The 13,629-nt window shown below is 39.2% G+C and carries 11 protein-coding genes; 6 read left to right on the top strand and 5 right to left on the bottom strand.

Annotated features, from left to right (window positions below; translation table 11 throughout):
• Positions 1-230: 230 nt before the first annotated feature.
• Positions 231-842: a methylamine utilization protein gene (locus KW060_RS06450; protein WP_249035550.1), complete on the top strand. Its 612-nt coding sequence runs from the start codon at positions 231-233 to the stop codon at positions 840-842.
• A 9-nt stretch (positions 843-851) separates the two neighbouring features.
• Positions 852-2,672, top strand: coding sequence for a HAMP domain-containing sensor histidine kinase (locus tag KW060_RS06445; protein ID WP_249035549.1), 1,821 nt, complete (start codon positions 852-854; stop codon positions 2,670-2,672).
• A 67-nt stretch (positions 2,673-2,739) separates the two neighbouring features.
• Here KW060_RS06445 and KW060_RS06440 read toward each other — a convergent pair whose 3' ends face one another.
• Both KW060_RS06440 and KW060_RS06435 read right to left on the bottom strand, forming a co-directional pair.
• Positions 2,740-4,989, bottom strand: a complete 2,250-nt coding sequence (locus KW060_RS06440) for an Ig-like domain-containing protein (protein ID WP_249035548.1) — start codon at positions 4,987-4,989, stop codon at positions 2,740-2,742.
• 166 nt (positions 4,990-5,155) lie between these two features.
• On the bottom strand, positions 5,156-6,544 hold the full coding sequence (locus KW060_RS06435) for a MalY/PatB family protein (protein WP_249035547.1): 1,389 nt from the start codon (positions 6,542-6,544) through the stop codon (positions 5,156-5,158).
• 178 nt (positions 6,545-6,722) lie between these two features.
• Here KW060_RS06435 and KW060_RS06430 point away from each other — a divergent pair, with 178 nt between their 5' ends.
• The 4 genes from KW060_RS06430 (at position 6,723) to KW060_RS06415 (ending at position 11,023) form a co-directional block, all read left to right on the top strand.
• On the top strand, positions 6,723-7,820 hold the full coding sequence (locus KW060_RS06430; protein WP_249035546.1) for an NAD(P)/FAD-dependent oxidoreductase: 1,098 nt from the start codon (positions 6,723-6,725) through the stop codon (positions 7,818-7,820).
• 40 nt (positions 7,821-7,860) lie between these two features.
• Complete coding sequence (locus KW060_RS06425) at positions 7,861-8,940, top strand: alanine racemase (RefSeq protein WP_249035545.1); 1,080 nt, start codon at positions 7,861-7,863, stop codon at positions 8,938-8,940.
• A 21-nt stretch (positions 8,941-8,961) separates the two neighbouring features.
• Positions 8,962-10,041: an alpha/beta hydrolase gene (locus KW060_RS06420; protein ID WP_249035544.1), complete on the top strand. Its 1,080-nt coding sequence runs from the start codon at positions 8,962-8,964 to the stop codon at positions 10,039-10,041.
• A 103-nt stretch (positions 10,042-10,144) separates the two neighbouring features.
• On the top strand, positions 10,145-11,023 hold the full coding sequence (locus KW060_RS06415; RefSeq protein ID WP_249035543.1) for an energy transducer TonB: 879 nt from the start codon (positions 10,145-10,147) through the stop codon (positions 11,021-11,023).
• A gap of 10 nt (positions 11,024-11,033) precedes the next feature.
• Here the strand turns inward: KW060_RS06415 and KW060_RS06410 are convergent, their stop codons facing one another.
• From KW060_RS06410 to KW060_RS06400, 3 genes are all read right to left on the bottom strand, one after another.
• On the bottom strand, positions 11,034-11,675 hold the full coding sequence (locus KW060_RS06410) for a hypothetical protein (RefSeq protein ID WP_249035542.1): 642 nt from the start codon (positions 11,673-11,675) through the stop codon (positions 11,034-11,036).
• Positions 11,676-11,747: 72 nt separating this feature from the next.
• Complete coding sequence (locus KW060_RS06405) at positions 11,748-12,278, bottom strand: PAS domain-containing protein (protein ID WP_249035541.1); 531 nt, start codon at positions 12,276-12,278, stop codon at positions 11,748-11,750.
• 101 nt (positions 12,279-12,379) lie between these two features.
• Positions 12,380-13,627, bottom strand: a complete 1,248-nt coding sequence (locus KW060_RS06400) for a methyl-accepting chemotaxis protein (protein ID WP_249035540.1) — start codon at positions 13,625-13,627, stop codon at positions 12,380-12,382.
• Positions 13,628-13,629: the final 2 nt, after the last annotated feature.

Genomic DNA, 13,629 nt, shown 5'->3' with positions numbered 1-13,629 from the left:
TTATGCATGTACGTTAACCCATCAAAGTAAATAAAATTATAATATATTTGTTAAAAATATCCTTCTCTTTACCATCACATGTGATCAACAAACTGTGAGGCACCTTGTATTAAGAGAAATTTAAGGCAAACTGTTTATGCTTAATTAGAAATTATGCAATCAATACCTGTTTCTGTAATTTAGGATCGAATGCAAATATGATAAAAATAATATGGAAAAGCCTGCTATCAATGGCTTTCATAATGGTAAGCGTTGCAAATGCAGCAACCCTATCAGGTACCGTTAAAGACAAAAATGGCAAAGATGTTGAATTTGCCGTTATTACTTTAATTGGTGAAAATGTCGCTATTTCTGGTGATAATACGCATATGCCCTCCCCGGTCATGAGCCAAAAAAACATTAAATTTACACCATTTGTTTTACCCGTTTCAAAAGGCAGCACTGTTTCTTTCCCCAATAGAGACAACATCCGCCATCATGTTTATTCATTTTCAAAAGTTAAACGGTTCGAATTAGAGCTATATAACGGCGACGAAGAAAAATCGGTCCATTTTGACAAAGAAGGTGTTGTAGCTCTTGGATGTAACATCCATGACAGTATGCTTGCCTATATCTATATCGTTCCATCAAATAAATTTTCGACAACTGGTAAGAATGGCTCACTCGTTATTAATGATATTCCTGCTGGAACCTATAAGGCACAAGTCTGGCATCCAAGATTAAAAGGAAATATCGAAAACTATGAAAAAGAAATTACACTTTCTGATGATCAATCATTTCAGCTTGATTTTGAAATTGATTTAAAACGCGAACGAAAACGCAGAAACAGAGGAACCTATTAAGGCAAACTAATGATTAACCGGTTTCAAACAAAATTAGTTGTTCTTTTTGCAACCCTGTTTATTACCATTCAGGTGATAACATCGTTGTCCGTTTATTTCGCGACTAAAAACAACCTTGAAGATCAAGCACGTCAGCAACTTCTTTACAGCCGGGATGTTTTTACACGTTCACTGAATGTGAATGCTGATAAATGGATTAGTGAAACCGACATTTATTCGACCGAATATGGATTTAGAGCAGCCGTTACAACTGATGATCCGGCAACCATTAAATCCGCACTTGAAAACCTATCATCCCGTGTTGGCACGGACTGCGCAACTATTATTTCACTAGATGGGGATATCGTTGCACAAGTTTCCGTTACGTCACCTGTAAAAATCCCGCAAGATACACTTAATGAATTAATTGAAATGGCCGATGAATACGGAAATGCGTCCGCCTATATTAGTTCGGGCGGTCTCGTTCATCAGGTTATTGTTGTACCAGTTCTCGCCCCTATTCCGGTGGCATGGGTTGTTATGGGCGTTCAAATTGAAGAAACAGAACTGATTGAAATGCGTAAATCATTACCAACAGGCGTAGAGGTTACCTTTTATCAAGACAATGAATATTTAATTTCAACACTTGATCAACATATGTTGCAACTTTTACCAGAACCACAATCAAACGCGGTTAATCTGGATCAACAAACGAATATTCTTGCTGTGAATGGCAATAATTTTATGGCTTATAGCAATGAAATTGCATCTGACCTTGAAGAAAGCTCAATAAAAGTACTTCTTACCTATTCATTAGATGCAGCCTATAGCCCCTATATGCCACTTGCATATGCACTGTTAATTATTCTTGGGCTTGGGTTACTGCTATTAATCACAGGCAGCATTACCGTTGCAAAAAGCGTATCAAAGCCGATTAGTTCACTTGCAAAAATTGCCAATAAAATCACCAGCGATCGCAATTATGATATTCGCGCCAATACAGACCATGAAACACGTGAAATTGAACTTTTATATAATAGTTTCAATGAAATGCTCGACACATTACAGGTTCATCAAACGGAACTTGTACGCGCCAAAGACATCGCGGAAGATTCCAATAAAACCAAATCACAATTCATGGCAAACATGAGCCATGAGCTTAGAACGCCGCTTAATGCCATTATCGGTTTTTCTGAACTTATTGGACCAGATTCTCCTATTCCTATGAGTGCGGAAAAAAGTAAGGATTACGCCAAAGATATCCACAGTTCAGCTGTCAGGCTTCTACAGGTTATTAATGATATTCTTGATCTATCCCGTATTGAAACCGATAAAATGGAACTTCAGAAAGAAGACATCGACCTGATCGAAGTGATTGATACTTGTGAAAGATTGCTCATGACAAAAGTTACTGAAGCAGATCTTAAACTCACCAATAATCTACTTGATCAAACAATCGTCATTAATATGGATGAACGTTCCTTAAAACAAATTATGATGAACCTGTTATCAAATTCCATTAAATTTACACCAGAGGGCGGCACAATTACCCTTGAAAATTCATTTAATGATGATGGATCACTTAATGTTCATATTATCGATACCGGCATTGGAATGTCCGAAGATCAGATCCCGGCAGCCCTAGAACCATTCGGTCAGGTTGATACAGGACTTAACCGCAAATTCGAAGGAACCGGACTTGGATTACCTCTTGTTAAAAGCCTTCTTGAGCTACAAGGCGGTCATTTAACACTTAACAGTAAACCCGATCAGGGCACCGAAGCCATTATAACACTACCGGCTAATAGCATCGTTCTTGTCGAAGACAATAAGAAACCATTGAAAGCATAACAATAAAAGCGGTAACATAGACCGCTTTTATTACCTTAAACCTTAACATCCAATAAAAAGGTTTTTGCTATACAAATAATATGTAACTTTGGTCTTCGAAATCTAAGGTCGTAGAATTGTCGTACACACCATAACTCGTTGATGTAATTGTACCATCGGTTTCCCATACTGCCGCATCTCGATTATAATCCACTGTAAATGTATATCCTGGAATCGCAGGAATTATTGTGGAACCTGTTACAGGATCTTTTACCGCTGGGGTACCTGGAATATCCGCACTGGCATTAAGGTCTAATTCAACAGCGAGGGCTTTTAATGCATAATCCAATGCAAAAATTATATCCGTATCATTATTAAACAATCCTTCTACATCCAATATTGTAGAAATTACGGCATCATCTGCGACATCGTTAAATACCAATGTATCACCAACAATGTAATTTGTTGACGAACCATCTATTAACAATTCTCCAAACAAACTGCTAAAATCCTGATCAAAACTTTGTTGGACATCCATGCCGCCAATGATATCGAAATCAATAAAATCGTATGACACACCACCAAACGGCGAAACGCTATAACTACCACCAAACATACCTGGATAACCAGCAAGATAAGCAATTACTTCATCAACATCCAAAGTAATGTCAGCAATATCCAGTGAAATAGAGCCATCAGTATTATTATCCCCCGCAGTCCCAGCATGATCTCTAAATACCTCAATACTTACCATATCACCTTTGAATGTATATTCTATGCTATTCTCACTAACACTTAAATTGCCATATGAGAATGCAAGATTATAAGGTGTAGCCTGGTCTGATTGAAAACTCAGAATATCAAATTCATAATCTTGATTAATGCTAAACGTTTGATTTATAACATTAATTGTATCAATAATAACATCTAAAGATACATTGATACCAATGCTGGCATAAATATCCATGATGGCATCAAAATCAATAAATGTGACCACATCTTCTGTTTCAAACCAACTATCTGTTTCAACGAAGCTTGTATCTATTTCAAGCATGTTGGTGGTGTAATTATGATAGTTGATAAAATCCATATCAAAGGACATACCCGAATTCGCCGTACCTCCTTTTACACCTGCTTCTGCCTCGATACCCGTTTTAACATCGATATTATAATCAACAGTTCCGAATAATCCCCCACTCGTATCAGCATCGAGCCCCAGAAATTGCGTATGTGAAACATAGCTATTAGGATTATTCCAAATACTTTGGTCATTCGCTAAAAATTCAGAAGATATTTCGGTAATTTCAACACCATAATCAATATCAATAACCGTGGATGCCGTTGCCGTAGGAACAGCAATTGTCACAGAATTTTCAGCATTTTGAAGTTCAGTAGAACGGGCAACGATTTCAAGTGGAAAATCCCAATTATAATTCTTTGGCAACACCATTGTTAACTGAAGATCATGCTCCGTAGCACCATTACCAAGATAAATACCATTTGGACCGATCGGGTTACCGTTACTATCATAAAGCGCAACCCCGTCAGGAATACCATTAAAGAACAATTGCAATTCTTCTGAACCATCCAAATCGTTTAGCATTGTGGAAATATCAAAAACCACATGATTTACTTGTTCCCCGGCAAGTACATCAACTACAAGATCTGGAATATCTGCTACTGCTTCAACATCTATGGAAACTGTTCTGGTAACCTCGTGTGTACCATCCTTCACAGTATATGTGAAAGAATCCTGTCCTGCGTAACTGTCGGTAGGGGTAAACACCAACATTCCTTCCTCAGTAATTGTATAACTACCATGAGGAGAAACCGTATCAATTTCTATTTTAAAAGTGAGCGGATCACCTGTTAAATCACGCTCTAAATCCCAAACTATTGACTGAAGATCAAATGCTTGTGTATCTGTATCTTCCAGTGTTGATAATGATACATCTTCTGCATATGGAACATTATCTTCGCCATTAATTGAAATGGTATAATCACCAAAATTAATTTGTTCGATATTTTTAAAAGCTATAATGTCGCCTGTTGAGTATTTCTCAATATGCCAACTATTATAGCTATCTTGATAAAACATATAATCAAGCGGAGTGTCGGTCAGCTCGAGTATATCATACCCACCATTTCCATTGATAAAATCACTGCCACCGCCAGAATAGATATAATCATTCCAGCCACCACCATTAATGCGTTCAGAGCTTGAGGTTCCGATAAGTTCGTTATTTTTTCCGTTACCATTAATATTAGGAATTTTATCGTATTTTGAAGAATATAAAGATCTATAACTACTATTAGATTGTGCTGAATTCTTACTCATTTTCCTTTTCCCTAACTTTACAAGTTTATTAACCTTTTATTAACCTTTAAATAACAACTTTTTAGAGAAATTTCAATCTTAATAAAAACCTATTGTAATTTAAACATTTAAAAACAAAAAAAGGCGGTCACCAGGACCGCCTTCTCTTTAATTATTTCGGGTCTTATTAACCGAATTCTTTTTTCAGTGCTGCGTTCATGTTATCAAGCGCAGTTTTTAGGCTTGAACGTGGAACGGCGATGTTCATACGCATGAAGCCATCTGAGCCTACACCATATGAATGACCTGCGTTTAATTGAACACCTGAATTTTCAACCATCCATTCGCCGATTGCCATTTCTGGTGTTACACGGCGGTGATTGCCAGCTGCCATCCACTTGTCATGAAGTGCTTTAACCTTTTCAGGTGTCGCAACACGTTCTTTAAGACCGTTACAGTCAAGCCATGCAAGGTATGTACCTTCTGGTTTTGTGTATTCGATACCAGGCATGTTGCCAGGTGTATTGATATATTCAACAAGATAATCGAAGTTCTCATCCAGATATTCATTTACATCATCAACCCATTCTGCGCCCTCTGTGAAGGCTGCTTCCGCAGCAGCAAGACCAAATGCGTTTACGCCAGTTTCATGACCACCACCGATCATTGTTGCGTTCATAAGGTCTTCATTTTCTGTATAGAAGTACGCAACCTTAAGGTTCGCATGACCGAATGTTTTTGATGGTGAACGGTATGTGATACTTGTTTGTGCGTATTTTTCACCAAGTGATGAGTAAGGAACAAACTTGTTACCTTTCGTTACAAAGTCACAGTGAATTTCATCAGAAAGAACTGTTACGCCTTTTGAAATACAAAGATCTCCAAGAGCACGCATTTCATCTGCTGTCCAACATTCACCTGTTGGGTTATTCGGGTTACAAAGCACAAGACACTTTGTTTCATAATCAAGACGCTTTTCAAGATCTTCAAGATCAAATGTCCAGCGGCCATTGACTTTTTTAAGCGGGTTCATTTCAACGCGCATACCGGCTTTATTGATCGCACCACGGAAACCGGAATATGTTGGTGTTGAAAGGATCACTTTACCCTTAACCGGATTAAGACCACGCATAGAAGATACCATACCAGGCTTAAGCGCAGATGAGTTACGAAGCCATTCTTTCTTTAGCTCGATACCGTAACGTTCTTTGTTCCAGTCGATGATTGATTGCCAGTAGCTATCTGGAATTGTTTCATAACCATAGTTGTCATATGTAGCACGTTTCTGAAGCGCCTTAACAACGGCAGGATGTTGGCGGAAATCAAGATCGGCAATGCCCATCGGCACTGTAATTTTGTCTTTACCATAGCGACGAATTGCGCTGTCCCATTTCACAGAATTTACGCCAACACGGCTGTAAATTTCGTCAAAATCATAACCTTTACTGCGATTTTTTGCTTGTCCCATACCCATGCCCATTGCATGCGCGCTACCGGTGCCAGCACCAGCCATAAGAGCAGTCATACCAGCAGCCTTCATAAAAGTTCTGCGGTTTTGTCCACCAAATTTCTTCATTTTGTAATCCTTTAACTGTAGTTTTCGCATGCCCCAGCATGCATTTCCCTATTACCCCCCAGATAATCCGGACTTTTTAAAATTTGTTTATTTTTTAGAATAAAAAACTATAATTATAGCCCAAAGATGATACTTTATATCATGACATTTTTTTGATGCAAAGGGAAAATACTAAAGCATGTCTGATCATCAAGACATTATCGTCATTGGCGCGGGTGTAATTGGGCTATCCATTGCCAAACATTTATCCGAAGCGGGGCGCGAAGTCCTTGTTTTGGAAAAAGAAAAACATTTCGGTATGATCACAAGCAGCCGCAACAGCGAAGTGATCCATGCCGGCCTTTATTTTGCGCCCGATTGGCTAAAAACCAAACTTTGTGTGCGTGGTAAAGAGCTTTTATATGAGTATGCAGCGCAAAGACACATACCACACCAACGATGTGGCAAGATACTTGTGGCAATGTCAGACGCCGAACAAGAACGGTTGGATGATATTAAATCAAAAGCCGAATTAAACGGCGTACATGACCTTACCCCCCTTTCAAAAGCTGATATCAAAAATATAGAACCGGATATTTCTGGTGAAGCGGGACTATTTTCCCCGAGCAGCGGCATCATCGATAGCCATATGCATATGGTCAATATGATCGGTGATATCGAAGACAACAGCGGTATGATCGCCTATAACGTTGAAATTGCCGCAATTGAAAAATTAAATCATGGCTTTAAGATCATAATGGCGGATGGTTACACCCTCACCTGTAATTTACTGATTAATGCGGCGGGGCTTGGCGCACAAAAGCTGGCCACAAAAATTGACGCCATGTCGTCTGAATTAATCCCACCGCGCGTGATGGCCAAGGGGCATTATTTTTCATATACAGGTAAAACAAATTTCAAACATCTGGTTTATCCGGTTCCGGGCAAAGGAAGCCTTGGGTTACATTTATGCATTGATACCGGCGGCGGCGTAAAATTTGGCCCGGATATTAATTTTGTAGAGGAAGAAGAATATAGTGTCCCCGAAACCTTAAAAGAAAAATTTGTAAGCGTGGTCAGCGAATATTTCCCCAACATTGATCCCGATAAATTGCACCCGGATTACGCAGGGATAAGACCAAAATTATCCGAATCTGGTCTTGATTTCGATATCGGTTTTCAGGATAAACATGGTATTGAAGGACTTGTTAATTTATTTGGTATGGAAAGTCCGGGCCTCACCAGCAATCTCGCTATTGGTGAATATGTAAGAGATAAAATTAATGAATTTGGATGAGCTATATACACCATGCCTTGTGGTGGAAAAATCGAAATTAATGAAAAATTTAAATCGCATGCGTGTTCAGGCAGAAACATTGGGCGTTACATTACGCCCACATGTAAAAACCTGTAAATCGCCCGATGTAATTTTGCTAGGAAATGATGGTAAGTCCTGCCCAATTACCGTTTCCACATTACGCGAAGCCGAATATTTCGCGGACGCCGGATTTACCGACATTATTTATGCTGTCAGTATGGTACCAGGCAAATTAGAACGAGCCAAAGACATCATGAAACGCGGTGTGGATTTAAAAATCATTATTGATGATGCGAATATCGCCCGTCAGATTGGTGAATTTGGCGATCAAAACGACTGTAATTTCAACGTCATGATTGAAATTGATGTGGACATGCACCGTGCAGGTTTATCACCCGATGCACCAGAAGTTATAGAAATCGCAAAAATAATACACGAACAACAAGGAACCGAATTGGCTGGCGTATTAACCCATGCTGGCGAAAGTTATGAATGCGAAACGAAAGAGCAATTAATCCAAGCCGCGGAAAATGAACGTGCGCAAATTGCCCGGGCCGCCGATAATATTATTGAGGCAGGTTACCCATGTAAAATCGTTAGCTGCGGCTCAACCCCAACGGCCACATATGCACAAAACCTGCGCGATGTAACCGAATTACGGGCGGGGGTTTATGTATTTCAGGACGCATTCCAAGCCGGACGTGGTTGCAGCACCAATAATGACATTGCCTTAAGCGTTCTTTGCACCGTGATTAGCCATAAAAACAACCAAAGCCGTATTATTACTGATGCTGGCGGCATGGCATTATCCAAAGACCAAAGCACCCGTGGTACAGATTTTGATTGCGGATACGGCATCGTATGCGACATTGATGGAAATATTATTGATAACCTGATCGTCACCGGCGCCAATCAAGAACACGGCATCATCACCACCAAGGACGGCTCAGATTTCAATTTTGCATCTTATCCTATAGGTACTCGCTTACGTATCTTGCCAAATCACGCGTGCATGACGGCAGCGGCTTACGATGAATATAATGTCGTTGATAATGGCACTGATGTCATTGACACTTGGTCAAGATGTAATGGTTGGTAATACTTAAGGGTTATTTCAATAATGAAAAATATAATCTCACTCTTTTTCTGCTTTACGCTTTTATCCATAAATTCGATAGCATATGCAGAAATAAAAGAAACAACAATCAATTCAGACATTCTTGATGGCAGCAGGCAGATTAAAATCTATCTGCCTGATGATTATGCTGATACGACGAAAAAATACCCTGTCTTTTATGTGATGGACGCGGATTTTCTGTTTGATCCGACGGTTGTTATTTCCAAAACAAGGGCAGCCCGCGACCTTATGCCCGAGAGCATTATTGTCGGTATTTCTACACCTAATTATGCAGAACGTCTGACGATCACAATGCCTCATAGGCGAGAACCCAATGAGCAGATTAACTTCGAAGACAGTTCACCTCAACATTTTCTGGACTTTATGGAACAAGAATTAATTCCATTCATCGATGATCACTATAGAACAGCAAATTATCGTGGACTTATAGGAATGTCGCCAACTGTTGGGCCAGTTCTACACGGGTATTTTACAAGCTCAAAAACGTTTCAGGCATGGCTTGGATTTGCAGCCAACGTTCAAATGTACACTATAGAAAATAAACCAATAACCACCAAAATTATAGAAACTGCTGAACGTTTACAAGGGAGCCGAAATTGGCTTTACTTATCACGTGGTGGCATTGACATAATGCGCAATGACGACTTACCCGCCCCCTATTCCAAATTACAAAATGCTTTCGATACACCAGATGCACAAGTCAAAATCGATATCATTGAAAATGGCGAACATTACGCAAGCGCAATCAGCAGCCTTGACCGTGCCTTTTCATTTATATTCCCCCCAAGCGAATGGATGCCGGATTACCTATCTTACCGCGCCGGCGAAACCCCACTTAATGATTTAAAAGAATTCTATGCAGCGCTTTCAGAAAAGTACGGTTTCCAAACATACCCAACCAATGATGGATATTGGATGGGTTTTTCCATAGCTGGTACAGCAAGATATCTTGTCAGAAATGACAGATCCGAAGAGGCAAAAAAACTTCTGGAATGGGCACTAGAATTTAGCCCAAAATCAGCAGAGCTTCTTGAGCCATTACAAAGACTTAATGAGGAATAAAAAGTACTTAATATTGATAACATTGATCTTGACGGCAGTGAAGAAATCATCGAAACTTGGGCGATATGTTATTGTAAGTTATTATCAAAATTGGGGATTTCTCATGTTTCGAAATATAATTCTTTCTATGCTTTTGACTATTGGTCTACCATTTTCAACAATTGCAGAAGAACCAACAAAAGCAGACCATGCCTTACAAGTCCCATATTCTCTTTTGATGGATTATCAATTATCTTTAGATGAACTTAAGCAATACAGACGCGCACTAGAGCATATTCAACGCCTGCTTAATCTTCCACTTGATCCAGGACAAGCACAAATAGAAATGGAAGCGCTACTGAATGAAGACAAATTTAATCTAACACTTATAGCATCAATGGCTGTTATTGCACATAACGCAGACGACTATGTCAAATCTATTAGGTACGTAAACCATTATACTATTTATAAAAAACAAAACTTACATCAATTACATTACTTGCTTGCTGATAATTATTTAAAAATTGGTGATTATAAAAACGCTTACCACAGTTTTCATAAGGCCGAACAACTCTACCAAGAATACATTAACAGTGGACCAGATTTAAAAGATGCGCTAGGTATTAAAAATTATTTTGAAAAAGTGAATGCGCTAAAAAATGAATTTGAAAATTCTACCGGTCCAGACTTCAAACCATGTTCAATAACAGTGGAAGTTCCAGAACCTGGTGATGTATTTTGGGCATATGCTCCCCCTGTAAAATTCCCAAGAGCAGCCCTAAGAAAGGGCCGTAATGGTTATGCAATAATAAATTTTGATCTTACTGCAGCCGGAAATCCGATTAATCCTCAAATTATTGAAACATCACGTTCAATATTTAATAAGCCAACTAACAAATTCATTGAAACTTTTAAATATATACCTTATTCACTCTTTGCAATCCCAGAAGAGATAGTCGCTACGAATGTAAATTATAGACTTGAGTATAAATTTGAAAACTAACTTTTTGTGCTTAACTCTCTTGATTTAATCTAAACGATATTTCCTGAGCAAAGTTATATAACAGGCTATGTTTTTTAATATCTTTTCCATTCATTACAATTGCATTTGGGTATTTTTTGCCAATAATGTCATCTTCGTTAATCATAAAAGTTTTAAGGTTTTCATTTGTTTCACTATCAACAACTATTACTGTTGCCGCAAATAATTGCCCGCTAAAGGTTACTACTGTATTGGCTTCTACTGGTCTTAATATTGAATAAGCCCCTATAAGAATACTAAGATCAACTTTTCGTCCGCTCAAATTCTTAGTTTCAATGGCATCAACCACTACGCCCCCCATATCATTTTTAAGTATGTTAATATAAGCGGTGAAAGCCTCTAAATTCTCTTGTGCTTTTTCATATGCTTTTTGCGCACGTTCCTTTAAGTCCTTTGGCGCTCTCCGTCTCGATTGATACTTTTCATGGTTTTTTCTTTTATCTTCGACTTGCGTTTCAAGCCGCATTATTACTTTTTGAATATTATCATTAAAACCCTCGCTAAAGCGGACATGGACATTTTCAATCGAGTATCCTGCACCATTTTGCGTTGGCTCAGCGGTTGCTGAAACAAAAGGAAAAAATAAGAAAATCACGCTCGCCAGAAATCTCATGACACCCCCAATATATGGACACATTATTATCCAACTTTATACTTCCAACTTTACAAATGCAACACTGTGAAGTTAGTTATTTGCCACGGACCAAACAAATTCGTCATATGAAACGCCGTTTTGTTCAAGAAGGTCGACGATAGCCTTAAAGCCTGCTTCCATACCTTCTTTACGGTTGGCATAGCTATTTTCCACCTCAAGAACCTGTTTATAAATCGGTGCGACCGCATCTATTTGCGCTTGTGGGGCAGCGCGTCTGCTTGAATGATATCCTATGATGTTACCTGCCTTATCCATAGTTGGAGACACATGGGCAAATACCCAGTAATAATGACCGCTTTTGGCAAGGTTTTTCACATACGCGAAAATTTCTTGCTTGGCTTCGATTGTTTGCCATAACAGATAAAACACTGAACGCGGCATATCAGGATGACGGATGATGCTATGGGGTTCACCCATGGCATCCTCTTCCGTCATTTCGGCGACCTTACAGAACACATCATTAACATACGTGATACGACCTTTAAGGTCCGTTTTCGTTACGATAATTTCATCGTCATCGAATATGTTTTCAATATCTAATGGCTCAGGTCTTTGATACATATAACTTACCTTTTCAGTAGCAAACTTAATATGATGGCATCCTATAAAAGGAAACAGCTACAAACCTTGACCGACATCAAAAATTTCACAAATTAAATAATTTAATTTGATTTGGTATTCATCAGTGACGTGATGAATTCTTCAACCTGGACTTCAAGGTCACTGATCAACGTTTCCATATCATTTGATGCCTGCATCAATTCAACCGCACTTGATGATGTCCGTGATGCTGTTGCGCTTACCTGATTAATATTTTCAGATACATCGCGTGTTCCGTCTGATGCTTCCTGAACATTTTCACTAATTTCACGCGTTGCTGCAAGCTGTTCATGGGTCGATGTTGAAATGGTTGATGCAATCTCACTTAATTCAGCAATATGTTTTGTTACGTCCTCAACAACCCCAACAGTCATACCAATTCTGTTTTGGATTTCATTGATCTGTTCATCAATGTTTTTTGTTGCGTCCCCTGTTTGATTGGCAAGTGATTTAACCTCGCTTGCGACAACAGCAAACCCTTTTCCGGCCTCGCCGGCACGGGCCGCTTCAATGGTTGCATTTAGAGCCAGCAAATTCGTTTGCCCCGCAATATCATTGATTAATTTGACGACCTCACCAATGGTTTGTGATGCTTGCTGGAGTTCAGAAATTGAATCTTTCGCAAGTGCTGCTTCTTTTACGGCCTCGTTTGATTGTGTGCTTGAAAGATCAACCTGTCTTGCAATTTCATTGATTGATTGTGTATATTCTTCTGTTGCCGCTGCGACAGTTTGAACATTCATATTTGCCTGTTCAGATGCCGCCGCCACAGTCGTCGATAAATTTTGTGTTTCATCAGCAAAATTGGTCAGTTCATTGGAAAGACCACTCAAACCCGAAGCAGATTTATGCAGGCTCGTAACAAAATCACGGATCGTGCTGTTAAATCCTTCGACCAGTTCTTCACGTTTAATTTGGTTTTCTTCTTGTTGCTTTCGGCGGTCCGCGGCCAGCGCCATATCTTTACGGCCAGAATTAATGACTTTTGCGCCGACACTAAAACTGCCTGGCATGCCTCTTATTAAAAAACGGCGATAAAAATCGCCGTTCTGCGCTGCCTTTAATGATGCCCCTGCTTCGCGGACATAAGCATCCGTCACATCAAGAATATAATTTATATCACAAAGCACGTCGGAAAGTTCGCCGTGCTCTTCCCATCCCACTATGCGGGTTTCAAGATTACCTTCCCTAAGTCCTGCTGAAATACCTCTGATCGCATCAAACGCTTTTTCATATTGTTCCAATTTAATCAGTGCTTCTGAAAGCTCCGTACCACCACTTTCCACATCTACTAGTTTTCTATTGAACATAT

The sequence above is a fragment of the Pseudemcibacter aquimaris genome (assembly GCF_028869115.1).
Taxonomy (GTDB): Bacteria; Pseudomonadota; Alphaproteobacteria; order Sphingomonadales; family Emcibacteraceae; genus Pseudemcibacter; species Pseudemcibacter aquimaris.
This window is presented reverse-complemented; position numbering and strand designations above follow the sequence as displayed.